The sequence below is a fragment of the Pseudoalteromonas sp. PS5 genome, assembly GCF_004103255.1.
Taxonomy (GTDB): Bacteria; Pseudomonadota; Gammaproteobacteria; order Enterobacterales; family Alteromonadaceae; genus Pseudoalteromonas; species Pseudoalteromonas peptidolytica.
Map to the genome: position 1 here is coordinate 1 of NZ_RCSQ01000050.1, position 23202 is coordinate 23202.

Sequence of the window (23202 nt, forward strand, 5' to 3'; positions counted from 1 at the left end):
TTTAGTTGTTCTAAATGAGAAATTTTTAACGCGGTTAGCGTCAGATTGACTCCTTCAAATTGAGCAAGTATTAAGTCAAATTGGTATAAGAGATAGCTTCCGCTAGCGTGATATTACACGTCTGGGTTTAGGTATTTTAGTTGATTAACTAATTTCTTATCTCAAGTTGAGGCTAAGATACCCCCTCAGCTAGAGATCACACTATACTTTTGTATTATTCGATAAAGGCTTGCCTACGTAGCTGGCCTTTACCTACATGACCATTCTAAAGCACTGAAGCTCCAGTAAAATTCAACAATAGCGTCTTATTACCTAACGTTTTAACGCCAAAAATAGAGTCGTTAATTCAGCAAACCCAAATTATAAAAAACTTAACTTTTTGTAAAAACTATGTATATTAATTTTTAAATAAAATAAAAAAGGATTGAGTACATCCATGCTTACTAAGGAAAATTCTAATGATTTCATCGAGTGGCAAAAACGCAACTTTTTTATCTTAACTCACGCCAAAGCCGATACAAGCTCTACCAACTACACACTATTAATAAAAGTGTTAGAAACCTTAGGAAGCTCAGTTAAAGTTGATACCAGACTTCCTGAGCCAAATTTACGCGCACAAACTGCTCTTTTTTTGGTGGATACTGAACACCGAGACTGTAACGAGCTGATAAGTGCTGAAGTTAAGCTATTGGCCGCAACCCATAAAGTTTTGTTGTTCAATGCCAATCCCGAAGAAGTAAATGAAAAAACAGCATTACTTGGTAATGTGAAAGGCTTACTTTACCAGAACTCCCCCCCCGAAACTCTATTTAAAGGACTTAGCAGAGTCTTAAAAGGTGAGCTTTGGTTTTGTCGAAGTGCTATTTCTACCGCATTTAGTGAGCTACTTGCTGCACTCCCTCAAACGCTGCCTAATAGCGATATAGTCTTAAACAGTGAAGAGCTAAGTATACTCACCTGTAGAGAAAAATCAGTGATCAAACTAATCGCGGCGGGTGCCAAAAATGAAGATATCGCTGACAAGCTAAATATAAGTAGTCATACAGTAAAAACTCATATCTATAGCGCGTTTAAAAAAACGAACTCACGCAATCGCGTTGAGCTAGCTAATTGGGCGCTACGGCATATACCCATAGTCAGTTTAAATTAAATATCAGTAATTCACTTAACGCTCAGAAAAATATAGTGCCTTTGATTGTACGAACGCAAAGTGAAAAGAGAATAGGCGGCTAGTAAACCTAACCGCTCAATAATACAAAGCGCGAGCTGTATTACGCTACGCCATAGCTATCACGGTATGCTTTAACTGCATCTAGGTGTGCATCCATACCACCTTGTTGCTCAAGGTAAGTGATCAGATCAGCAAGCTTAACGATAGAAACTACCTGAGTATTAAAATCGCGCTCAACTTCCTGAATAGCAGAAAGCTCAGCTTTGCCTTTTTCTTGACGGTCCAACGCAATTAATACACCAGCAAGATCGGCACCGTTGGCCGCGATGATTTCCATTGACTCACGAATAGCAGTACCCGCCGTGATCACATCATCAACCAACATAATACGACCCTCAAGTGCAGAACCTACTAAGTTGCCGCCTTCACCGTGCTCTTTCTTTTCTTTGCGATTAAAGCAATAAGGCACATCTTTATTGTGATGATCGGCAAGGGCAACCGCTGTAGTGGTTGCAATAGGAATACCTTTATATGCTGGGCCAAACAACACATCAAATTCAATACCTGCATCTTCCAATGCTGACGCATAAAAACGGCCTAAACGGGCAAGATCACGACCCGTGTTAAATAAGCCTGCATTGAAAAAGTAAGGACTTGTGCGGCCTGATTTTAACGTAAACTCACCAAACTTCAGCACCTGCTTTTCTAAGGCAAATTCAATAAACTCTTTTTGATACTGTTTCATGTTTTCCTACCGAGTGTTGATTACGCTAACGCTTGCTTTTGTAGATCAATAATTTCTCTAATTGAATGTTTCGCCAAGCCAAGTAGCTCGTCTAGCTCGTCGAACGAGAAAGGTTCGCCCTCAGCAGTACCTTGTACTTCAATGAGCTTACCGGTTTCAGTCATGATCACATTCATGTCTGTTTCGGCTTCTGAGTCTTCAAGATACTCGAGATCCGTGATTGGCTGACCTTTATAAACCCCAACCGAAATTGCCGCGATCATAAATTTTAATGGGTTTACATTAATCATGCCTTTTGCACGCATGTGCGTTAGTGCATCAACCAATGCCACACAAGCACCACTGATTGACGCAGTACGAGTACCACCATCAGCTTGGATAACATCACAGTCAATGGTAATTGTGTTTTCACCTAACGCTTTTAAATCAACCGCGGCACGTAAAGCACGCGCGATTAAGCGTTGAATTTCCATGGTGCGGCCACCTTGTTTACCGCGCGCTGCTTCACGGTTGTTGCGCGTATGTGTAGAGCGCGGAAGCATACCGTATTCTGCGGTGATCCAGCCCTTGCCTTGCCCCTTCATAAAGCGTGGTACACCGGCTTCTACAGAAGCTGTGCATAACACTTTTGTGTTACCAAACTCCACCATTACTGAGCCTTCAGCGTGCATAGTATAGTTACGAGTAAATGTAACCGGCCTGATCTGATTTGCAGTTCTTTCGCTTGGACGCATCCACGTTCCCCCATCATCAAAATTTGCCGTACATTATAAAGGGATCACAAAGACTATGCCACGCGATCCGACTAAAAATAAAATTCACTTTAGGGCTGTGTGGAAATTCGGCTATAATGCTGCGGTTAAACCAAGCTAAATTTTAGGGACTTTATATGATCCATAGTATGACCGCCTACGCCCGCAAAGAAGTGAAAGGTGATTGGGGCACTGGGGTTTGGGAAATTCGTTCAGTTAATCAACGCTACCTTGAAACCTTTATCCGCGCACCGGAACAATTTAGAGGCTTAGAGCCAGTAATACGTGAGCGCCTGCGTAAACACCTACAACGCGGCAAAGTGGAAGTATTCCTAAAGTTCACTGCAAACCCAGCGCACGTAGGCCAACTCAGTGTCAACGAAGCACTCGCGAAGCAACTTGTTGAAAGCGCAAAGTGGTTACAATCTCAAAGTGGTGGCGACATCAATCCCGTAGATATTCTACGCTGGCCAGGTGTGATGGAAGCCGAAGAAGTTGATTTGGACTCCGTAAACAGCGAGCTGTTAAGTGGCTTTGACGATCTAGTTGAAGACTTTAAAGCTGCGCGTGCAAGTGAAGGTGAAAATCTAGAGACCATGATCACCACCCGCCTCGACGGTATATTAGAACAAGTTGCCATTGTTGAAGGGCACATGCCTGAGGTGACAAAATGGCAACGTGAAAAGCTTTCTCAAAAGCTTGAAGAACTCAAAACCGACATTGATGAAGGCCGCTTAGAGCAAGAACTTATTTATCTTGCACAAAAACAAGATGTTGCAGAAGAACTCGACCGTCTTAAGTCACACGTCAAAGAAACCCACAAAATCCTCAAAAAAGGAGGCGCTTGTGGTCGTCGTTTAGACTTTATGATGCAAGAATTTAACCGCGAATCTAACACCCTTGCTTCAAAGTCGATCAACAGCGACATCACCAACGCCGCTGTAGAATTAAAAGTGCTGATCGAACAGATGCGCGAGCAGATCCAGAATATTGAATAAAGCTCACTAGCGCTCACAAAAACTCTTAAAACATTGAAAAACCTCGTTTTATAGCGGGGTTTTGTTTTTTATGGTTCCGTATTTTTTCATTCTGTTTCATCCAATTGGTGAGTATTGTGGTGAGTATTTTTCACTGCTAGTCTCAAGCTACTGGTGAGTACAAGAGGTGGAGAAATGCCAAATTTAACAGTTAAACAAGTCAACATACTTGCTAAAGGTCAGCATAGTAAAACATCCGATGGCAATGGGTTGTCGTTCGTCGTTCCTAAACGTGGTGAGCCTTATTGGTCCTTGAGATATTCCTTTAATGGAAAGAGGAGAGAAAAGTCGCTGGGTAAGTACGGGCAACTGACACTAGCTGAAGCACGTGGAGAAGCAGAAACAATCAGGGCGATGCTCAGAGAAGGCATTGATCCACTATCGCTTAGCTCCCTCACAATGAATACTGAAATGACTTTTGACGACTTATTTCAAGATATGTATGAAAATAAGCTGCTCAAACGATTAAAAAGGCCTGATATTCCGAAAAGTAAATATGACAACAATGTAGCCAAATTCATTGGTCACCTTAAAGTTGAGCAGGTTAATGCATTCCACATTAGAGATATCCTAAATAACATTACCGACAGTGGACGACCTACTGTGGCAAATGATGTCCTTGATCTACTTAACAACCTTTTTAAACATGCTATTCAATTAAATATTACACTCAACAATCCCGCGTCAGCCTTTAGCTATAAAGACGCTGGAGGGGATGAATTATGCCGAGAACGAGTGTTGACGAGAGATGAAGTGGAACAAGCATTCAGCGTATTCAGAAAATACTCCGAGTCTTTTACTCGCGACAACTACCTGGCCTGCTGTTTATTATTGGTTTTAGGTGTACGTAAATCTGAATTAATTAAAGCACGATGGCATGAATTCGATTTAGACAATGCGGTTTGGCATCTACCAAAAGAGCGTACCAAGAAAAACTTTAGGGCTATAAAGATTCCGTTACCACCACTCGCTGTAGAATGGCTTAGAGAACTAAAAGTTCGCTCACATGGCTCAGATTATGTATTTCCGGCTAGACGAAAGAGCAAAAAACCATATATGGGCCCTGATACCATCAACAGCGCTATTAATTCACTGTTCGGTATAGACAAAAGCAAGAAAGTTCCACCGCCAAATCGTATGGGTGATTTGGAACATTTTAGAGTTCACGATCTTCGTCGTACATTCAGATCTATTGGATCGGAACTGAAGTTTCAAGATGACCATTTAGAGCGTTGTTTAAATCATAAAATCAGTAAGTTAGATGAGATTTACAACAAGCATGACTTTTTTGAACAGAGGAAGGAAATCCATCAAGCCATTGCAAAAAATATCAAATACTTACTTTAGCAGACAAGTTAAAAATTGGTTAAGATATGTCTAAGATTCAAACCCAGTTATCAACTGTATTGAGTTTTGCAGAGATGATTAAATAACCTTTAAAGATAGAGTTTAAATGAAATTCAATGAGCTAGTGCAAATTCTAACAATTTCAACCGCTTTTCTCGCGATCATTTTGCCTTTATGGTTTTCGAAAAAACATAAAAAGGCTGATGCTAAGCAAAAAGCTGCTGAAATATTAATATCTCTACCAGATGATATGGACTATGTTTCCAAATCATATATCGAGTCTTCTAATCTAAGAATCTTAACCGAATACCAAGGAAATAAGGATTTTTTCAAACAGTTAGATAAATTCTCCGATCCTGTTCGAGCGGTTGAAACATGGAAAAAACATCACCTTCTCATTAAGGACTTCCCTGATAATCCGAGCTTAAAAATGAGAAGAAAAGTTATTTGGATACCTTCTATACTTTTCTTAATAACTTTTTTATTTTCAATTTTGTTCATGACTGTTAGTTATTTTAGCGCGGAGAGGTCATCTAGTGCATCACAAGTTCTAGAAACGGCAAAAATTAGTAGTAATGGAAAATTTTACTCCGTTGAGAAAATAAATTCTGATACATCGTCTAAAAATGTGACACATTACATATCATCAGAAACAAGCAAAAATGTAGCCATCTCAAATTTAGTATTTGCAATGATCTCAATCGCAACAGGCTTCGCCTCTGGAGCCATGATTTATTTCTCCATATTATTTATCGACATGTCTGTAAATTATCTTTCAGTAGATAAAGAACAGATAAGGCATTCGATGCACCCAATAAAAATCAGTGATGAAAAAACAACAGCAAACTTAAGAACTTTAATTGAAACAATAAGCTACTCTCTTAGGAAGTACTTTGGTCTAAAAGGTTAACTATAAATTTCTTATATGATTTATTCTTTATTACAAATCCAGAGAAGAATATCCGACAATAACCAGCGGGCTTTCCCCTTACCAACGCTGGAGGCTGGCGGGGTTTCTCCCGCCTTTTGCATACGCCACCAGGTAGTGCGGCTTATGCCGGTTCTGCGGCAGCGCTCAGTCTCACTTATCAGTCGCTCTTCTTCGCCATAAAGCTTTAAAATGCCCGCTCGTTTTTCAAATAGCTCGTTATTCATGTTCGTCTCCAAGTTCCACGCGATTCTTTAGTATCCAAGTATCAACTTCTGTTCTCTTGAAAAAGGTTCGCCGGCCTCCAAGCTTGTAGTAGGGCAACCCTTCTCTAACTTGTTGACGCAAGAAATTCGGGCTCAGTGCTGTGTATTGAACACATTCATCAAATGTAAGAAACTCTTTGCTGTTGAGCGCTACTTTGCAAAGTTGGCTTTCAATAACGCATTTTATTTCGTCAAATAGTTGATCAGTAAGCATTAGTAATTCTCGCTCTGGGAAGCTGGGAAAGTGGGATTAGTATTACTATTCAAAGAGTTATCATTTGGATAAAAGTGGGATAGATCCACACTTTCACCGCATTCGCGACAAATTTTCTCGGGAAAGAATTTAAAAAAACGTTTGCTGCCAATTTTGAATGTGCGCCGGTCAGGCTCATTAGAACTTAGCCAACCCTTTTTCCACATAAGTTCTCGGACTTTACTATATATTTGCTTATTCGGTTGATTTACCTCTGTTTTGAAGATTTGTTGAGGAATATACCAAACCAACTCCTGCTCGAACTCAAACATACCAATAAAACTATCGTTCCATTGTTCTTTTGACGATAGGCTATGTCGCCATTTTTTAATAAGCTTCAATATATCTTCAGTCAGCTTCTTGTTCTCAGCATTCTCTGTTCCGTCTCTGTCGTCGAGCCAGACCATCGCAACCTGTTTTAACGCGCCTTTTGCATCCCCCAAGTGCCACGGTAACAGTCCATGATTAGTCGCTATCTCTCCTGCGGCGGCGAGTAAAGCTAGTTTATCCAGCACATTATTAGCCTGGCTCCCAATATCCTTTGCCCAAGGCCACTCTTCTCGGATGCACCTGTACTCTTTTATAACTTCGTCTTGAGGGCAGTTAAGGCGGGAAAGTATTTTTACCCATGCTTTGGCAAGCGTTCCGAAATACTTTCGAGTAGCAGAACCTAAATGTTCTGCGAACTCTTTAGGAGATGAGAATTCATGAATGTTCTCAAACACATCAAAAGCACCAAATGTAGGTATGTCCAAGAGACGTACCATCTGGCCTGCGCTCACTGCCTTGTTGTTATCGTGGAGTAACTCTTTAAGTGTTAACTCACCTGTGCTCAAAAATATTGTGTTCCATCGGTAGCGCTTGCCCAGAGATCCATCTTTTTCACTTCGCAGTTTTGAAACACCATTGCACAGATGATAAACCAGCCGGTCCATTTCCTGTTCTGGGCACTGCTTAAACTCATCTAGGCAAAGCAGCATGTTGTTTCTTGCACGAGCAATAGACTCAAGTCCATTTGCTGTAGAGCTCCAGCTTTCGCAGTAAGTTTGATCAGAGTAAACACTGGCGGCTACCCTCATTGCTGTAGACTTTCCAGTTTTTGAGGCACCAACAATCTGAATGCCAAAACTTTCTATTCCCGTCCATTCGATAAGCGGGGCAGCTAAAGCACAGCAAATAGAAAGAATCAAAATGGGATTATCACGGCAATAACTGCCCACCTGTTGCTGCCATTCGGTTAATGTCCCTGCTTCAGACAAGCTTGCACCCGCAAAATCACCAACATAAACAGCAGGTGTGGTTGCTTCACCTATTGTCCAATCCGGAGTGATAAACTGGCGATCAATCCAACCACTTTGCTTAGCAGTAATTGCATGCTCACTACATGGATATTCAATTAGATAAGAAAGTAATGAGTCCCAGGAAAACTTTTTTGTTGATAACTCAAACCCCGAATTCAAAAGCCTCTTTTTGAATTTCTTCGCCGAATAATCATCTACTTCCCCCATTGGCAGAACTTCACGTATTGATAGTCCGAAGTAATTCTTCCACTCAATTAATCTACCAAAATCGTCCCGCATGTCGGGCGACGAAACGATAGCCTTCACTTCTATCGGACCGGAAATTTTTCGCTCTTCACCATCTTTGTTAAGGGCGTAGATACCATCGGGTTTTGCTTTTAGCATTGGTGCTGTTCCTTATAATTCGAAACGCTATATGAGCGTGTGAAACTGTTTAGAACAGGCTGCCATAAAGTCCTTCAGAGTGAGCGCGAAAAACTAGGGTGACTTTAGGAGGGTTTTTTAGCCTTTAAAAAACAATACCTTCGAAAAAGTCAAGGGCTATCATTGCTGAAATTTGGTATGTAAATGCTGCTTTTGAACGTAAAACGTTAGGCATGCCTAATTTTTTGCTAGGAATAATTAGGTATCAGTCGAATTTATTGAGATTGTCGCGATTAAAATGAAATAGCAAAGAAAAAAATATCACCAACGCCAGAACCATGGCGCATCCTGTAAACAAAGGAGCCATAACTATATTCTCCCCTCTTTAATTGCTTCAAATAGATCGTGTTTTAGTTTGTCGTAGTGGCGAGTAGCGCGAATAGCCAGCACCATTAACACCCACATTTGAAACCATTCATATGTTGTCATCGCAGTTCCTATTAGTTTTAATGCCTGGTAATGCCGGTAAATACGTCACCTTCCCAGTTACACAACTCAATAACCCAATTACTGATTTGCTGTCGCTTATTAGGATTATAGCCAGTAAGCGGGAATGTTATTTTGGTGCTGCGCGCTTTAAACTTTGCAAAGGGCTCCAGCCTAACATCCCAGACAGCCCCATTTTCGTTGGTTATATCGAACGCAAATGCTTTTTGGGATATTAAAGTGAATAACATATCCTCTTCAGTGTGAACATCCTTATCAAGAGAAAGGCCTAGTGGCTCACATTCGACTTCAATACCACACAGTCGATGTTTGATCTCAGCCAACGCGGGTAAAAATGGCCATAGTTCAGAGTTATTAATCAGTTTTTCTTCATTCATAAAAGCCTCTCCCCAGTTTGGCATGCCAAATTGGCCTATAAATTAGCCCTAGTAATAAGTGTCGTATAACTCACCTCTTGCCTGAGCATCCTCAGCCTCTTGACGAGTCATATGTTCGCCATCAGCGATTATATTACCCATACCATCATCAAGCTGATCGAGTTGTTCATTTGCACTTTCGGCTGTTTCGCTACAGCTGAAAAACGCACTTACTACAAAAAAAACTACAACAACTAATATTCCCAAAAAACCTTCGAATCCCATATTAACCTCCTAAGAAATTAGGCATGCCTAATTTCTTGCTAAGTATTCCTTAGTATCTAGATTTAATTAAAGCTAAGAAAATCTTAGTTTTCAAGAGCAGATGTCTTACACCAATTGAAAACTAATGATGGTTCGCCGTTTCCAACACGGCTAAAGCAAGCAAGAACAAGACTTGGTCTTTCCCAAAAGCAATTAGGAATAATGGCGGGGATGGATAAGTTTGTTGCGTCTGCTCGTATGAACCAATATGAACGTGGTGTTCACACTCCAGATTTCAAAACGGTAGTCGCGTTGAGCGGTGTTCTAAAGGTGCCAACTGCCTTCTTGTTCTGTATTGAAGACGAGTTGGCTGAAAAGATATTGGACTGGTCAGTAAGCGGATAAAATTAGGCATGCCTAATTTTAACTGCCCAAGTACGCATAGGTAATCTTCAATCGTTCATGGCCCAACTCTAGGCTAATTTGCTCCCGAACTTTAATATCGTGCTCATAATCAAGAGATGATAACTCTTTTCTATGAGGGCCACCGTCGGCAGGGCATTTCCAGCCTGTCAGCTCTAGATAGCGCTCTCGAGCGTAATGATGACGTAATCCGTGGTTTTTATTCAATCCAACGCGTTTGGTTTCACGATCGTATTCTTTCATTTGTGATTTGTAATTCTTTTCAGGTTCGATAAGTGCGCCTTTTGTAACAGCGGCAATATCACGAATAAGCTGTCGTTGAGATTCTTTTCGAATTGGAATCGTGCGGTATTTACCTCCCTTAGCCCATGAGCCTTTTATTTGTAGAGTGTTAGCGCCTACCAAAGCATAGGATAAGCTGAATTTCATACACTCCTCTTTTCTAAGCCCAAACTCTTGCTGCAAACGCAGGGAAAGCTTGATTAAGTCACTCTTGATCTTGGCATGCTTATCCATGTCTAACGTTTTTGACTTGCCAATGGGGTTGTTACGAACTCTTGGAATGCCGTAATCATCATTGCTACGTGAACAGATATTAGGTTTACCTATTTTTTCAGCAATCCAACGCAAGGCCGCCATTCTGTTTTTTATTGTTTTTGCTGCTAGACCTTCATCTTGCCAACGTGTAACAAGATGGTTGATATGCTTGGTTTTAAGTCCGGACGGGTCTTTTAATCTATAACCATGTTTGAGTAACTGCTTTGCAGCAAGGTTTAAAACTTTGCTACGGGTAGCTCTAGTGCTAAAGTTACTTTCGCGGTGTGTGTCGTTCACCATTTGATGAAAACGATATCCTAATTGGCTCATTTCACGTTCCTCATAAGTTTAATATTTATTTTAAAAATACAGAGAAGTCACCAAACCAAAGAGCAGGGGGCGAAATGCCAAAATAGGTAAGTTTTAAAGCCATATGAACGGTAAATAACCGAGCATATTGTCATAAGACATAAAGGCTAACTGGTCTAAAGCAACAAAGCTGAGCCGTGTGATTTCTGTTGAAATACAGCGCGGACTACTGTGGTTTATTGGTGTTTATAGTGGGGTGGTCGTGAGACCCGTAATGCTGCGAGTGCAGCTCCTCAGGAACGTGTTGCGGGCAGTGAATACGCCCTTTTTCTTTGTGCTCATTTCGAGCTAATTCATAAATAAAATTATCACAGTGATCAGAGATTGCAACACCTTTTTTGACACGCTCAAATCTCCATCCCTCTTCTGGCCCTGCAATTTTTCAAGGCGGATTGGGTGTCGAGGCATCATGAGCAGTGGCCTCGACGGGCGACTCTGCGAGTCGTTATCGATAGTAACGGCCCACACCTGGGTGCATGAGACAGGGCTATGGTGCATCAGGGTGTGACCCTGGAGGCGTGTAATCCAACAGACGTTAGGGTTTATCGTCTGTAGTCTTCGAGGATAGTCGTGTAGTTCCTACACGCGCAGCCCATTATATTGGGCTGTTTTTCTTAAGAATTGGTGTGTGCTGCTTTTCTAGATAAAAACGGTCTCATCATGAGCGTTCATTCTTACTCTCGATAAACTCAGCGAATCTCTGATGTCTCTCTAACCTTTGTAGGTCGTCCTCAGAAACTTTGCCTTGCTCGATCATGTAGCGAAATGCTCGAACCTTATTTCTATAACCTTTAGTTTTAAGTTGATTTTATCGCCCCTACCTAACAAACCTTTAATTTTCAATCACTTAAAATTTTCAGAATCTGCTACGTAGGTTTTATTCTTGTTGAGTGCAAATGTTTTTGCTTAAAGGTAGCCTCTAATTCGGTTGAAAGAACTACCCGCTAAAAAAACGTTTTTGGACAGAAACGCTTTGCGCCGTTGGCTGTATTAGGTGAATTTCGCATAAAAATTCTATGAGCTAGCGTCATGATAAGACGCCCAACAGCTTAATCATGCTGTTATGTACCTATGGTAGAAGGTAAATAGTTTATCAATATCATCACCAAAAGTGTCGATACAATGCTAATGCCGAAGACAATACTTGGCGACACAACATTTATATTTGTTAGCCAGTTTTTGGAACTATCTAACAAGCTTTCATCACTTTCACTAATAGATTTAATTTCGATAGATATTACGTTCATGGCTTTATAACGGCGCATCAGTTCAACCAAATGTATTATTGCGAAGATCAAGAAAGAAATACTTGCTAGATATTTTCCACTTGTATTGAGTTTCTCTCCTAAACTAATAACTCCTGCGGATATTGCTACTACAAATGTTAAATACATAGTCCACAAGGTAACTACTTTATCGTGGTTTTTTTCTAACAAGTCGATCCAGTCTTTGAGAGACAGTGAGTTACTCATGATTCACCTTTAATTAAGAAGTGATGAAGGTACCAACGCCACCCAGCAGCGGCCGAGTGTAACGAGGTCCAGCCAGCTTGCTGGCGATGTTGCCTAGGATTGTTATGTGCTTTGTTTATTAGACTGCTCATTCGCCAGCTCTGACTTTTGCTTCTCTTTGATGTCTTTCCAGAGTTTCCCAGACTCAATACCGGAGATACGCTCTTCATATTTCTTACAAGCACGCGCTAATACCGATCGAATATCTACTCCAGCTTCAGACTCCAATGCACACAAAATGTTCAAGTAATCCCACAACACGTCACCTAGCTCATCTTCAAGATAGCAAGATCTATTTCTGGGAATTTCCTCAATTACTTCATCAACTTCTTTTTTAATTTCATTGAGGTATGTGGCCGCTCCATTAGACCAGCTATTGGTTTGGTCAAACTCTGACTTTCTCTTAGCGATAGTCAGTAACTGCTCAAATTCTTTCATCTACACCTTAGAAGCACATAACGTTTGCCGTAAACGGCACAAAATAGCAGGCTAAAATTTGCGACGAAGGAGCACAGCCTGCTGTTTTGCGTCCCTTTTGGTTTAGGCACTTGTTATATGCCATTTATTAAATTACTTCAATTTCTTAGCTAACAGAGCCTGAATTATCGCCCTGAGATTTAGTATATAAAACAACACAACAAGAAAAATAGAAGAAACTAAGAAAAATGACTTTGTGTAACTATAAGACCACCCATAAGCAATAGATAAAACCCCACAAAGTACTGCCAGCGCTATAACTGTATACGCTGGGTATAATAGTAAGAATTGAAACAGTAACTTACGCTTAGTTATCATTTTGTCTAGTAGTCATAATTATTAAAGCTGGCTCAATTTCAGCTATACCTACTTATTTTAAATATGCCATTCGACGAAACCCTGTATGGCCTAACGCTTGCCTAACCGGCGCAAAATAGCAGGCTAAACTGAGCGACGAAGGAGCACAAGCCTGCTGTTTTGCGTCCTTTTGGTTGAGGCACTTGTTAGGTGCTAAACAACTGATTTCCATGAACTAGTGCAACCTATAACGTTTAGTGCCTTATTTTGGGCTAAATGAGCTACAGATTTGTTAAAGCAAATACAAAACACTCTAAAGTTTGTAGCGTGTAAGACTACATTAATCCTTTCTTTTTCACTCAACTCAACAACTAACTTAACCAATATGCAATCATTCGATTTAACTGGCAGCTTCACCGAAGGTTCAATAACTCGATTAAATATAGAAGCCCGATATAAGTTTAAACTTCGATTATCAGCTTCACGTTGAAACAGGTTATATTCGGATATTTGCTGTTCAGCAATGTTTTTTAAGTTTTCGGGCAAGTGACTTAAGCAAAGATCGAGACACTCTTGTTCAAAGAGAGTTTTTTCCACTCCACCTTTGAGCCACTGAACTAGATTATTAAACAAAAACTATCCTTAGCACCTAACAATTTAATATCGACCCAATGGGTCGTTTCTCTACCGAGTCATGGGTCATTAATCTCATTGTACCAGTTTTATCATAATAACTAACTTGTTGCTATACAGATATTTTTCATCATTATGAAAAGGATAAAAACGACCCAGAGGGTCGTTTTCTTGACTATAGGAGAAGTACGGCGAAACTGTATATAAATACAGTCAACTTTTAGGGCTAGCTCAATGAGAGCTCGTTCGCCATTTTTAAACCATACCGTTAAATTTATGCTGACTAAGCAATATTCGGTCAGAACCGATAATACCCCGTTGAGCAAAATTTTCTAGCTTGTTTTGGGGCAAAGGCAGCTTAAATTGCCGCCTTTTCTTAATTAACAATCTGTTTCTCTGGATATCTTGATAGCATCTTCAATCTCAATTCCGAGATATCTAATTGTGTTATCGATTTTTGTGTGACCAAGTAGTAATTGAGCAGCGCGAATATTTTTGGTTCGTGCGTAAACCAAAGTCGCTTTGGTTCTGCGCATTGAGTGAGTACCATATAGATCAGAAGATAGATTGCCAATGACTAAGGTTTGGACATTAATGAGTCAGTGGCTTTGCTGATTAACGTTTTACGGATTACTTTATGTATGGCAAGGATTCTATTGGTTAAACTCACTCATCCTCTATAGTTCGAAAAATATTACTTTGAGAAACAGTTAAGCGCTCAATAAATCAATTCACAAGCTGCCACATCTCTGGCATTAATAACAACAATCATAATTGTGAATGCTCAACTAATTTTATTTCGATAGATTAGTTTTGATAAGACTTACTGTTGTAGTATTCAGCTCGCTCTATCAAACCCAATGCGGCTTCGTTTATACCATCTCCTGCTTTCATCTTTCCAATAAATGTCTCTTTAAACATCGGGTAAAGGTTTGAAAATATTTCAGTGAGTGTTGCCGACAGAACAGTTACAACTTGATGGAAATCGACCTCTATCTCCGTGATAACATTTTTGTGTTCCGCTTCGAGAAATAACTCCTCGCCGTCCGGTCCAGTATGCTTGCCTAAACTTCCAAAAGCTTCCATTGCACTTGCCGCATAATAAAAATCTGGGAGGCTCCCCAAAGTTCTTCTCTCTCCCCGGTGAAAAAGTCTATCTCTTTCCTCTCTTAAATGTTTTCCCGCTTCAGCGACTTCATCTATTAGTTCTATTAACCTATTGTTAGTTATTATTTTTTCATTCCTAATTAACGCTTTTCTGGACACCTTACGCGGAGACAGGCCAACCTCATAAACCGATTCAATCAATAGAAATACGCAATCCCTAATCGACGTTACTCTACCTAACATTACATCTAGAATCGAACGCACCCAGTTGTAACGTGAAATATTTCCAAGTGGCGTTTCAACCGGAAGATTCGTCAGTGACAATAATTGATAGATTGTTTCAAGTGACTTAAATACATCGTTCAGGGCATTTGCCCTGTGATGGACGTGCAAAACGTAGTTCACGTCGGAAGGAGCTGTTCCAAATTCAAAATTTTGAAAGCAGAGTGGTTGGTATAAGTCGTACACAACGCCGATGAATAGGCATTCATCTAGAGTCTCACTATCAAACTTTATTTCTGACATATCAGCGCTTGTTCCTAAGTTGGCTGCGTCTAAACTCCTTAGCAGATTCCAGCCACTTGGGTTGCTTTAAATTTTCCACAAACCATCTAATGAATTTTTCAGAATAGCGAGGTCTCCCATCAATCACCCAACGCATATCTGACTTTGTCTGATTATTAATTTTGTGTTTATTCAGCACGGCCTGAAAAGCTCCACTCTTGATTGAAATGGTTGCCTGCCGTTTGTTTATTTCGTCAAGGGCCTCATTCGTATGGTAGGGGTGTGTAGCATCTGGATCTTTAGTCTTCGTGATGATAATAGCCCCTTCACCATCATCACCCACACTAAGTGACAGATCGCTTTCATCTTCCCGCTTAACAAGTGCAAGTCTGTAGTCAACCGGGATTGAGAACTCTGTAGAATCAACCGCCTTCGATGTTTCGTCAAAGCGTTGAATGAATTTCGAGACTGATTGAGCAGCATGTTTACCATACAACTTTTGAATTAATGCTACTTCTGGAGCGGGTCCATCTACAACCAAACTCAGCATACCTACACTTTGCCCGGCAAGAGGGGCATTACCCATTTCATTCCTATAACGTGTTTGATAGTTCAGAACGGTTGATTGAAAAAGCCGGGACAATTGTGGCTGTAATTCTGGTATCAGCAGATGGATGGCGTGGTCACGTAAATCAATAATCGTCTCTAAATTGATTCTGACAGGATCTTTTTCTTGCAGCCTTCTTTTAACCGCATCTGAAATGGATATACTTTTACCCCCATCATTAAAGATTTTTTATACCCTTCAGCCTTGAGTATTTCTGCTTTGAGTAACAGTTCCCAAGCATTGACCATCATGATTGCGAAAGCCTCAACACGATTTTTCATACTTGGTCGGTTATATACCTCCAGCGCTAAAGTAAACGCATCGAGACTGCGACTAACCAGTTTGTCGTGAAACTGCTCTTCCGGTTTTTTTTGCTTAGTTTTCGCTGACTGACTCATTACGGCAAGGAACTCGTCATTTGATAAGGCGCTTATCCCTTCAATTCGGTATTTGGCACGTGAACCAGCATGAAAAATGTACTTATCAAGCAACTTCTCATTAATGTACTTGTTGATGGAGTTTTTACTATACGTGGTGCGTTGGGCTACCATCTCAGCGGTAAAGGTAGTGCCGTTTTCTTCAAACTCCCTTAAAACATCAGCTAAAGCGAGCTGGTTATTATTCCTTGCCAATGTATTCATATCCTTCTGTAGATTTTGATAAAAGCAAATTGTTGGCATGTCTCTAAAACAATAGACATTTTTCAGAATTACTAAAATTAAGTCAACAGGCAAGTACCAATCAAAGCTAGTTCAGTCATGCGAAACACGAAAAATGGGCAAAAGTGAGTTCGAACCTAAGGACGGTTCACACTTTGAGATCAATTGGTGGATGCAACGCTATACTTAACTTAGAAATACGTTGCTGTGTTAATAATGGCTCGTCTTCACGGTAAAACAAAGTTATAGTATTTTTACTTTACCCTGTCTCACTAGCACGCCTGAAATTCACATTTTATGCTCGCACATTAGCCTTGCGAAGAGGCACCCGTTCAATATTCGAACAAGGAAATGTGTTTACTGAATCTAGAATAACAGTCAAGATTTGCGAAGTAATTTTTTAAGTTTAAATGACAAAATTACACATTAAGCCCTAAACCACTTCGCTCAAACCCTGTAAAGCCATAAATCGGAACCCCGCAAGCGGGGCCCCCTTGCTTCGCAACCCTTCGGGCGATTTCTAGCTTGACTGGCTTTTCTCTGCGTAGTCTGTATTGGCCATGAGGTATGGCGCGCCTTTAGGCGACAAGCGCCTAAAACTTACCAACCTCATAGCGAAAGGGGCTTATATGAAATCTATGGACTTTATAAAAAGGGCTAAAAAGTAGAATTTGCTGATATAGCAAGGTCGGCAAAGCCGATTGAACGTACCACTCTTAAACACGTTCGACCTAGCGATAAATGTTACCTGGTTAAAGCAGGCAGTAAATTACAATTTTGGATCACTCGTGATGATTGCTTGTTGTCTGTGAATGTCTCTCTGCACTCACCATTTTGTGTTTGTACTGATACAGGTAGTTAGATATGTTTCCCATATCCCAACTTTCCCAGTTAGAAATTGAGCATTTTTTTTAATTTTTTTCATAAATTTTTTCGATTTCTTTATGGTGAGTACACTGGTGAGTAAGAGGGCTTAAAAACGGGTCAAAATCACTTTGCAGGCCTTGTTATTACTGAAATCGTGAAATTTATAACGATAAACAGATCCAGAATATTGAGTAGTTTTTTTACCCGTCCAAGAATGTCTTAGAAGCCCTGTTATTTGCTTGTAAATACAGGGCTTTTTTATTTTTCCCGTCCAAATCGGTTTGCAGATGTCCGTTACCAACTACCTGTTTAGTGGTGGGCAGAATGGTGGGCAGCCCCATCATTTTGGCTCAATAAGCGTTTTGCGGTGAGCAAATTGGTGAGCAGTAAGTTGCCCAATTTTCGCATTTAACTCGCCACCACAACAGGTTAGCTGCTGATTCAATAAGCAAATCGGTGGTGGGCAGCCATTATTGCCCCCTCCATTATTTCAGCAACTATGGAGTAAACATGGGAAAACTCACAGCAAAACAGGTTATTGCATACAGCAAAGCCGAACCAAAAAAATACTCAGACGGTGAAGGGCTATACTTTTGCGTCCGCAAACAGGGCTCGCCTTACCGGATGATCCGCTACACCACAGCCAAAGGAAGACGAGAAGCAACCTTGGGGCAATTTCCTTTAATGTCGTTGGCAGACGCTCGAATTGCCGCCGCATACTTTCGAAAGGAAGTACGTGACGGCATAGATCCTCTGCTAGAGAAACAGAAAATCGAGTTACCTGACATTGAAACCGTGGATCAATTGTTCCATGACTGGTATCGAACCGATCTGAGCCGACGACTTAAGCATCCCAAGATTCCGTATCGGGTTTACACCAAAGACATAAGCCCAGTCATTGGCATTAAGTGTATTTCTGAAGTGACTGCACGTGACGTACGCGAAGTATTAGAACGCATTCGAGAAAGTAACCGCCCTACCATTGCTAACGACACCTTGATGTACATGAAGCAGTTGTTTCGACATGCGATTAAACTCGATTTAACGCTGAATAACCCCGCAGCAGCGTTTACCGTGGACGATGCCGGTGGCGTGGAGTCCAGTAAAGACAGGATGCTCAGCAAAGATGAAATTCACTACGCCTTTAGCGTGTTTCATGCCCACATCAATAGCTTTGGCCGCGACAATTACCTCGCTTGCTGCCTGTTTTTGGTGTTGGGCGTACGTAAAAGCGAACTATGTGAAGCCATGTGGCGTGAAATGGACTTAACCACGGGCGTATGGGATCTACCCAAAGAACGCAGTAAAACAGGCGTGCCAATCAGCATCCCCTTACCGCGCCAAGCCATTACCTGGTTTAACGAGCTGCAAATCCGTGCTTGTGGATCGCCTTATGCTTTCCCAGCCAGGCGAGCAAGCCACCGTCCACATATGGGGCCAGATACGCTGAACCGCGCCATTTCTAAGTTGTTTGGTCGCGAGCCTGGGCGCAAAAAGCAGCCACCCAATAAAATGGGCAAACTTGAACACTTCACCGTACACGATTTACGCCGCACCTTTCGCAGCCTTGCCGCCTCTTTGGGTATCGCAGGCAACGTGGCCGAACGCTGTCTTAACCATAAGCTAAAAGGCGTTGAGGGCATCTACGACCGCCACGATTACTTTGAAGAGCGCCGTATTGCCCATCAAACCGTAGCTGATGTGATCGAACCGCTGGTGAACTTTGAACACCCTTCACAGCACAACACAGGAGGGAGTTAACATGCAACTGATGATGCTACTCGCCCCCATTACCTTTCCAATAGCCATGCTGGCAGGCCTTGGTTGGTGTATTGGCATTGCCTTACTCGAACCGCCTCATGGCATAGGCTACGCACTTACCCGGCATTGCCTGATGGTATTCGTGGTACTCGCTCCTTGGCTGACGTTAAAACTCACGTTCTACGTGATTGTCAGCCTAGGACGTAAACTAGGACTCATCTCGCCTGCACGCCCAACGTACAACCTAGGTTATGAAGAATCGCTCTATTGGTTCTGAGTATTAGCCTTCTTCGATGGCAAACGAAGCCGTATGCCGAAAAAGCCAATCAGGCGAAACTAACAAGACAGCCAACTGCTCACTTGCAGTGGGCTGTTGGGACAATGGGGCAACATTTGATACCACAAGCTTTAGAAGGTGAATAAGAAGGATTTGAACCGCCCCAAGGAATGGGGCAATTGGGGATGCGGTAAAAACTCCTAACCGCATCAAAAGTGCCAAACTTGCAAAAGTCCCAATATGGGACTAACATCTATTTATGAGAATTATCGCACTATCAACCTTAAAAACATTTTGGGAAGACAGCCCAGAATACATTGACGCTAAAGAGCCAACGTTAGCGTGGTATAGGCATGCATTAAACGCTGATTGGGGATCACCGGCGGATGTGAAACAGGACTTTAGAAATGCCAGCATTCTCAAAGATGGGCGCGTCGTGTTTAACATTGCCGGTAATAAATACCGGTTAGTTGTTTGGATCAATTATGCCTACAAGGTGGTTTACATACGGTTTATCGGCAGCCATACACAATACGATAAAATTGATGTGCAAACGATTTGAAGCCAAAAGGTAGTAACAAGAGGTAAATATAATGGACATCAGACCTATTAAAACAGATGCCGACTACCGCGCGGCATTACACGACATCGAAAACCTAATGATGGCGGAGCCAGATACCATTGAAGGCGAAAAGCTGGACATTTTGGTTACGTTAGTCGAGGCCTACGAAGCAAAGCATTTTCCAATGGATTTGCCAGACCCTGTTGAGGCAATAAAGTTTGAGATGGAGCGCAAAGGCTTAACCATTAAAGATCTTGAACCCATGATAGGTAAAAGCAATCGTGTTTATGAAATCCTAAACCATAAGCGATCACTCACGCTAAAAATGATTTGGAAACTCCATGAAGGATTAGGTATTCCAGCAGAGTCGCTGATCAAGCCACCGCAAGTTCGCGCTTCATAGCGCTGCGAATCAACAATAGTTTGTTATGAATGACGCTCGTTACCCAAACATTTCTGCTATTGATAACAGGCTAGCTGAGCTTGAAAACGAAAAGCAGCAGCTTCTCGCATTAAGAGAGGCCTTGCGTAGCGCTCAAAACGAGCGTTCAGTACAGACATTCACCCCAGAACAAAAAGTCGCCCTATTCAGACAACGATTTCGCGGACGAGAGGATATCTTTGCCAATCGTTGGCAAAATCAACAGGGCCGCAGTGGCTATTCCGTAGCCTGTGATAATGAGTGGGTAAGCGGGGTTTGCAACAAACCCCGCATTAAATGCCAAGACTGTTCACACCGAAAGTTTAGCGAATTAAACGAGCACATTATTTACAGGCACCTTGCCGGTCATCAAGTGGTGGGGCTGTATCCCTTACTGAAAGATAATACGTGCTATTTGTTGGCAGCCGATTTTGACAAAGGCTGTTGGCAAGAAGAAGTCAAAGCAATGTCCAAAGCGTGCCAAGCGTTTGATATTCCGCATGCGATAGAAATCTCACGTTCTGGCAACGGGGCGCACTTATGGATATTTTTTGAAACCAATATCCCAGCGAACCAAGCTCGGGCTCTGGGTTTTTCTTTGCTTGATAAAGCCATGGAAATATTTCCAAATCTATCGTTTGACTCCTATGACAGGCTCTTTCCTAACCAAGATGTCCTTCCTGAAGGCGGGTTTGGCAATCTCATTGCACTACCACTTCAAAAGGAGGCTCGCCTTTCAGGCTGTAGTTGCTTTGTTGACAGTGATCTGAATGCCATCGATGATCAATGGCAGTACCTTGCTGGGCTTAAAACGCTCACTCAGTCGAGTATTGATCAACTCATAACAACCATTTCACCCAATACCCTATTGCTGTCCGAACAAGGGCTAACAGACAACCGCCCTCCTTGGGAAATCACAGCCAAAGCCACACCAATAAAATTAGAGTCTTTGTCGAAAAACGTGATCATTACCTTGGCCAACCATATCTACTTTTTGATGAGCGAGTTACCTGGGCCACTACTGGCCGGACTAAAGCGATTAGCGAGTTTTTCTAATCCTGTGTTTTTTAAAACACAAGCTTTGCGCTTTTCAACCCATGGCATCCCAAGGTTTATTTCCTGTGCTCGTATCGAAAATGGTTATCTCGCACTACCGCGAGGCTGTCTTGATGACGCGATTGCTTTGCTACAAGAGCAAAATATTTCGCCACTATTTGACGATAAGCGTGAAACCGGTAAACCATTATTAAAACTTAACACCGAGTTCACTTTGCGAAAGAACCAGCGTGACGCAGTGGCCGCAATAACTAAACATGACTTCGGTATTTTGCATGCGCCCACCGCATTTGGAAAAACGGTTACAGCCATTGGCATGATCGTAAAACGCAAAGTAAACACCCTCATACTGGTTCATAGCCGACAACTGCTTGAACAGTGGCAAGAGCGCTTGCGCACGTTCCTACCCGACGTAAACATTGGCAGTATAGGCGGGGGTAAAAGAAAGCCGAGTGGCATTATCGACATTGCCACCTACCAAAGCTTGGTCAATAAAAAAGACAATTCCATCACGCCTCTCATCCAAGACTACGGCCACATTATTGTTGATGAATGCCATCACTTATCCGCGCCAAGGTTTGAAATGGTACTCAACGAGGTAAGAGCAAAGTATGTATTGGGCCTAACAGCAACACCAGAACGACAAGATGGTCATCAAAAAATCATTTTTATGGCGGCAGGGCCCATTCGCTACAAAGTGAAACAAAGCCCTGATGAGCAATTTACTCAAACTGTGATGATTCATCAGCTCTACGATATACCGCCAGCTGAGCTAATAAAAACAGATGAGCGCCCAAAAATAAGCGATGCCTACCGCTGGCTCGTCAATAATGAGCTGCGCACTTCAAAAGTTGTCTCAGACGCCTCTCAGTGTGTTCAAAATGGCGGACACCCGTTAGTCCTTACGGAGCGTAGAGAGCACTCAGAGTACATACACTCACGACTTACCGAGATGGGGATCAGCACTGTCGTACTTAAAGGCGCCATGAAAGCTGCGGAACGCAAGAACGCTGACAATCATCTGCAATCGGCTCAAGTTGTCGTCGCAACAGGAAAATATGTAGGCGAAGGATTTGACCTGCCAAGACTGGATACGTTGTTTTTGGCCATGCCAATCGCATGGAAAGGTACATTAGCCCAATATGCCGGTCGTATTCATCGTGAATCGGAAGGAAAAACACAAGTCACCATTCACGACTATGTAGACTGCGCCCTCCCAATGCTGCAACGCATGTTTAAAAAACGCGAGAAAAGCTACAAGGCAATGGGGTACGCCCTTGAATACTTTGAGGGTAACAGTGACAAACAACCTTCACTGAAGTTAGAAAACGTCGCTTCATCAAATACCAAGCCAAAATAAACAGCAGCACTTCATTAAACACTTCCCCATGTTTTTACCCCCATACGCCAAAACTACTATCCGTTTGGCTTTTGGATCGAAACGCCAAATAGGGAAACTAGCCCATTTACTGTTTGGCTTCTCGATTGAAATCCAACGCTGCTAGGCCTTGCCGGTACTGGCTTAAAGAAAGGTTTGGCACTTTTTGCCCCCTAAACCAACATCGGCATCAAAGTACAAACCGTTTGATTTTTTAAGCCCAGAATGCAAACGATCGTTTGGCGTCTCGATTTTTTTGCACTAGTTGAATGCCGCCAAACAGAGCTGTATTGGACTATGTATATCAAACAGTTAGCCGCGCACAGGTCATCAGAAAAAACTGATTTGACTGGTGAGTTTGATGGCCATTTCTTTCATCTAATTCACCACCGAGTCTGCATCCGACCACTGAAAATAGACGGCATGAAAAACCAACAAGGTGATAAGTGACGTGTTATGGGCAAGT

At 41.9% G+C, this 23202-nt stretch carries 25 protein-coding genes and 1 pseudogene; 11 read left to right on the forward strand and 15 right to left on the reverse strand.

Translation table 11 applies throughout. The features are described 5' to 3' along the window. The first annotated feature begins 436 nt into the window (after positions 1-436). Positions 437-1150, forward strand: coding sequence for a response regulator transcription factor (locus tag D9603_RS06920; RefSeq protein ID WP_125250625.1), 714 nt, complete (start codon positions 437-439; stop codon positions 1148-1150). A 121-nt stretch (positions 1151-1271) separates the two neighbouring features. Here D9603_RS06920 and pyrE read toward each other — a convergent pair whose 3' ends face one another. Both pyrE and rph read right to left on the reverse strand, forming a co-directional pair. Beyond that, positions 1272-1916, reverse strand: a complete 645-nt coding sequence (pyrE, locus tag D9603_RS06925) for an orotate phosphoribosyltransferase (RefSeq protein WP_125250626.1) — start codon at positions 1914-1916, stop codon at positions 1272-1274. Between the two features lie 20 nt (positions 1917-1936). Then, positions 1937-2650: a ribonuclease PH gene (gene rph / locus D9603_RS06930; RefSeq protein ID WP_010377321.1), complete on the reverse strand. Its 714-nt coding sequence runs from the start codon at positions 2648-2650 to the stop codon at positions 1937-1939. A gap of 155 nt (positions 2651-2805) precedes the next feature. On the opposite strand from rph, the gene D9603_RS06935 reads away from it, so the two are divergent. From D9603_RS06935 to D9603_RS06945, 3 genes are all read left to right on the forward strand, one after another. Continuing rightward, positions 2806-3666 (forward strand): YicC/YloC family endoribonuclease, encoded by an 861-nt coding sequence (locus D9603_RS06935; RefSeq protein WP_128730764.1) that lies wholly within the window; start codon positions 2806-2808, stop codon positions 3664-3666. A 174-nt stretch (positions 3667-3840) separates the two neighbouring features. Further along, the gene (locus D9603_RS06940; RefSeq protein ID WP_128730765.1) at positions 3841-5052 is read left to right on the forward strand and encodes a site-specific integrase; all 1212 of its coding nucleotides are present in this window, start codon (positions 3841-3843) and stop codon (positions 5050-5052) included. A 106-nt stretch (positions 5053-5158) separates the two neighbouring features. After that, positions 5159-5962, forward strand: a complete 804-nt coding sequence (locus D9603_RS06945) for a hypothetical protein (protein ID WP_128730766.1) — start codon at positions 5159-5161, stop codon at positions 5960-5962. 20 nt (positions 5963-5982) lie between these two features. On the opposite strand, the gene D9603_RS06950 is transcribed toward D9603_RS06945, so the two are convergent. The 5 genes from D9603_RS06950 to D9603_RS06970 form a co-directional block, all read right to left on the reverse strand. Next, on the reverse strand, positions 5983-6207 hold the full coding sequence (locus tag D9603_RS06950; protein WP_128730767.1) for an AlpA family phage regulatory protein: 225 nt from the start codon (positions 6205-6207) through the stop codon (positions 5983-5985). Then, a complete protein-coding gene (locus tag D9603_RS06955) occupies positions 6200-6460 on the reverse strand; it encodes a helix-turn-helix domain-containing protein (RefSeq protein WP_128730768.1) in 261 nt (86 codons plus the stop codon). Before D9603_RS06955 ends, D9603_RS06950 begins: the two co-directional genes overlap by 8 nt. Next, entirely contained in the window at positions 6460-8184 is a 1725-nt protein-coding gene (locus tag D9603_RS06960; RefSeq protein ID WP_128730769.1) for a DUF927 domain-containing protein, read from the reverse strand. The genes D9603_RS06955 and D9603_RS06960 overlap by 1 nt, the downstream gene beginning before the upstream one ends. Before the next feature lie 485 nt (positions 8185-8669). Further along, positions 8670-9047 carry a hypothetical protein gene (locus D9603_RS06965; RefSeq protein WP_194086958.1) on the reverse strand — a complete coding sequence of 126 codons (378 nt, stop codon included), beginning with the start codon at positions 9045-9047 and terminating at the stop codon, positions 8670-8672. Between the two features lie 48 nt (positions 9048-9095). Next, positions 9096-9311: a hypothetical protein gene (locus tag D9603_RS06970; RefSeq protein ID WP_128730770.1), complete on the reverse strand. Its 216-nt coding sequence runs from the start codon at positions 9309-9311 to the stop codon at positions 9096-9098. Positions 9312-9425: 114 nt separating this feature from the next. On the opposite strand from D9603_RS06970, the gene D9603_RS06975 reads away from it, so the two are divergent. Beyond that, the gene (locus tag D9603_RS06975) at positions 9426-9695 is read left to right on the forward strand and encodes a helix-turn-helix transcriptional regulator (protein ID WP_128730771.1); all 270 of its coding nucleotides are present in this window, start codon (positions 9426-9428) and stop codon (positions 9693-9695) included. 18 nt (positions 9696-9713) lie between these two features. Here D9603_RS06975 and D9603_RS06980 read toward each other — a convergent pair whose 3' ends face one another. The 8 genes and pseudogenes from D9603_RS06980 to D9603_RS21945 form a co-directional block, all read right to left on the reverse strand. After that, positions 9714-10580: a phage integrase N-terminal domain-containing protein gene (locus D9603_RS06980; RefSeq protein ID WP_128730772.1), complete on the reverse strand. Its 867-nt coding sequence runs from the start codon at positions 10578-10580 to the stop codon at positions 9714-9716. Between the two features lie 1100 nt (positions 10581-11680). Next, the gene (locus D9603_RS06990) at positions 11681-12091 is read right to left on the reverse strand and encodes a hypothetical protein (RefSeq protein ID WP_128730773.1); all 411 of its coding nucleotides are present in this window, start codon (positions 12089-12091) and stop codon (positions 11681-11683) included. Positions 12092-12193: 102 nt separating this feature from the next. Then, entirely contained in the window at positions 12194-12568 is a 375-nt protein-coding gene (locus D9603_RS06995; protein WP_128730774.1) for a MazG nucleotide pyrophosphohydrolase domain-containing protein, read from the reverse strand. A gap of 549 nt (positions 12569-13117) precedes the next feature. Then, on the reverse strand, positions 13118-13537 hold the full coding sequence (locus D9603_RS07000; protein WP_128730775.1) for a hypothetical protein: 420 nt from the start codon (positions 13535-13537) through the stop codon (positions 13118-13120). Between the two features lie 380 nt (positions 13538-13917). Then, positions 13918-14091: pseudogene (locus tag D9603_RS22095) on the reverse strand (integrase); the annotation flags it as partial. Positions 14092-14344: 253 nt separating this feature from the next. Continuing rightward, positions 14345-15169: a Cthe_2314 family HEPN domain-containing protein gene (locus tag D9603_RS07015; RefSeq protein WP_128730776.1), complete on the reverse strand. Its 825-nt coding sequence runs from the start codon at positions 15167-15169 to the stop codon at positions 14345-14347. A gap of 1 nt (position 15170) precedes the next feature. Then, on the reverse strand, positions 15171-15941 hold the full coding sequence (locus tag D9603_RS21940) for a DUF3644 domain-containing protein (protein WP_347232145.1): 771 nt from the start codon (positions 15939-15941) through the stop codon (positions 15171-15173). Beyond that, positions 15854-16387, reverse strand: a complete 534-nt coding sequence (locus tag D9603_RS21945; protein ID WP_206644491.1) for a DUF3644 domain-containing protein — start codon at positions 16385-16387, stop codon at positions 15854-15856. Before D9603_RS21945 ends, D9603_RS21940 begins: the two co-directional genes overlap by 88 nt. Positions 16388-17791: 1404 nt before the next feature. On the opposite strand from D9603_RS21945, the gene D9603_RS07025 reads away from it, so the two are divergent. The 6 genes from D9603_RS07025 (at position 17792) to D9603_RS07050 (ending at position 23186) form a co-directional block, all read left to right on the forward strand. Continuing rightward, the gene (locus tag D9603_RS07025) at positions 17792-19042 is read left to right on the forward strand and encodes a site-specific integrase (protein WP_128730777.1); all 1251 of its coding nucleotides are present in this window, start codon (positions 17792-17794) and stop codon (positions 19040-19042) included. Between the two features lie 10 nt (positions 19043-19052). Further along, positions 19053-19319 (forward strand): hypothetical protein, encoded by a 267-nt coding sequence (locus D9603_RS07030; RefSeq protein ID WP_241651614.1) that lies wholly within the window; start codon positions 19053-19055, stop codon positions 19317-19319. 259 nt (positions 19320-19578) lie between these two features. Next, positions 19579-19881, forward strand: a complete 303-nt coding sequence (locus D9603_RS07035; RefSeq protein ID WP_128730778.1) for a type II toxin-antitoxin system HigB family toxin — start codon at positions 19579-19581, stop codon at positions 19879-19881. A 31-nt stretch (positions 19882-19912) separates the two neighbouring features. After that, the gene (locus tag D9603_RS07040; RefSeq protein WP_128730779.1) at positions 19913-20284 is read left to right on the forward strand and encodes a transcriptional regulator; all 372 of its coding nucleotides are present in this window, start codon (positions 19913-19915) and stop codon (positions 20282-20284) included. 25 nt (positions 20285-20309) lie between these two features. Continuing rightward, positions 20310-22718, forward strand: a complete 2409-nt coding sequence (locus D9603_RS07045; protein ID WP_128730780.1) for a DEAD/DEAH box helicase — start codon at positions 20310-20312, stop codon at positions 22716-22718. Positions 22719-22961: 243 nt separating this feature from the next. Then, positions 22962-23186 (forward strand): hypothetical protein, encoded by a 225-nt coding sequence (locus D9603_RS07050; protein ID WP_128730781.1) that lies wholly within the window; start codon positions 22962-22964, stop codon positions 23184-23186. Positions 23187-23202: the final 16 nt, after the last annotated feature.

Excerpts from the sequence above, each read along its gene's own strand:
- D9603_RS06920 (WP_125250625.1), top strand. The coding sequence starts at position 437 with ATGCTTACTAAGGAAAATTCTAATGATTTCATCGAGTGGCAAAAACGC.
- pyrE (WP_125250626.1), bottom strand. The coding sequence starts at position 1,916 with ATGAAACAGTATCAAAAAGAGTTTATTGAATTTGCCTTAGAAAAGCAG.
- rph (WP_010377321.1), bottom strand. The coding sequence starts at position 2,650 with ATGCGTCCAAGCGAAAGAACTGCAAATCAGATCAGGCCGGTTACATTT.
- D9603_RS06935 (WP_128730764.1), top strand. The coding sequence starts at position 2,806 with ATGATCCATAGTATGACCGCCTACGCCCGCAAAGAAGTGAAAGGTGAT.
- D9603_RS06940 (WP_128730765.1), top strand. The coding sequence starts at position 3,841 with ATGCCAAATTTAACAGTTAAACAAGTCAACATACTTGCTAAAGGTCAG.
- D9603_RS06945 (WP_128730766.1), top strand. The coding sequence starts at position 5,159 with ATGAAATTCAATGAGCTAGTGCAAATTCTAACAATTTCAACCGCTTTT.
- D9603_RS06950 (WP_128730767.1), bottom strand. The coding sequence starts at position 6,207 with ATGAATAACGAGCTATTTGAAAAACGAGCGGGCATTTTAAAGCTTTAT.
- D9603_RS06955 (WP_128730768.1), bottom strand. The coding sequence starts at position 6,460 with ATGCTTACTGATCAACTATTTGACGAAATAAAATGCGTTATTGAAAGC.
- D9603_RS06960 (WP_128730769.1), bottom strand. The coding sequence starts at position 8,184 with ATGCTAAAAGCAAAACCCGATGGTATCTACGCCCTTAACAAAGATGGT.
- D9603_RS06965 (WP_194086958.1), bottom strand. The coding sequence starts at position 9,047 with ATGAATGAAGAAAAACTGATTAATAACTCTGAACTATGGCCATTTTTA.
- D9603_RS06970 (WP_128730770.1), bottom strand. The coding sequence starts at position 9,311 with ATGGGATTCGAAGGTTTTTTGGGAATATTAGTTGTTGTAGTTTTTTTT.
- D9603_RS06980 (WP_128730772.1), bottom strand. The coding sequence starts at position 10,580 with ATGAGCCAATTAGGATATCGTTTTCATCAAATGGTGAACGACACACAC.
- D9603_RS06990 (WP_128730773.1), bottom strand. The coding sequence starts at position 12,091 with ATGAGTAACTCACTGTCTCTCAAAGACTGGATCGACTTGTTAGAAAAA.
- D9603_RS06995 (WP_128730774.1), bottom strand. The coding sequence starts at position 12,568 with ATGAAAGAATTTGAGCAGTTACTGACTATCGCTAAGAGAAAGTCAGAG.
- D9603_RS07015 (WP_128730776.1), bottom strand. The coding sequence starts at position 15,169 with ATGTCAGAAATAAAGTTTGATAGTGAGACTCTAGATGAATGCCTATTC.
- D9603_RS07025 (WP_128730777.1), top strand. The coding sequence starts at position 17,792 with ATGGGAAAACTCACAGCAAAACAGGTTATTGCATACAGCAAAGCCGAA.
- D9603_RS07030 (WP_241651614.1), top strand. The coding sequence starts at position 19,053 with ATGATGCTACTCGCCCCCATTACCTTTCCAATAGCCATGCTGGCAGGC.
- D9603_RS07035 (WP_128730778.1), top strand. The coding sequence starts at position 19,579 with ATGAGAATTATCGCACTATCAACCTTAAAAACATTTTGGGAAGACAGC.
- D9603_RS07040 (WP_128730779.1), top strand. The coding sequence starts at position 19,913 with ATGGACATCAGACCTATTAAAACAGATGCCGACTACCGCGCGGCATTA.
- D9603_RS07045 (WP_128730780.1), top strand. The coding sequence starts at position 20,310 with ATGAATGACGCTCGTTACCCAAACATTTCTGCTATTGATAACAGGCTA.
- D9603_RS07050 (WP_128730781.1), top strand. The coding sequence starts at position 22,962 with ATGCAAACGATCGTTTGGCGTCTCGATTTTTTTGCACTAGTTGAATGC.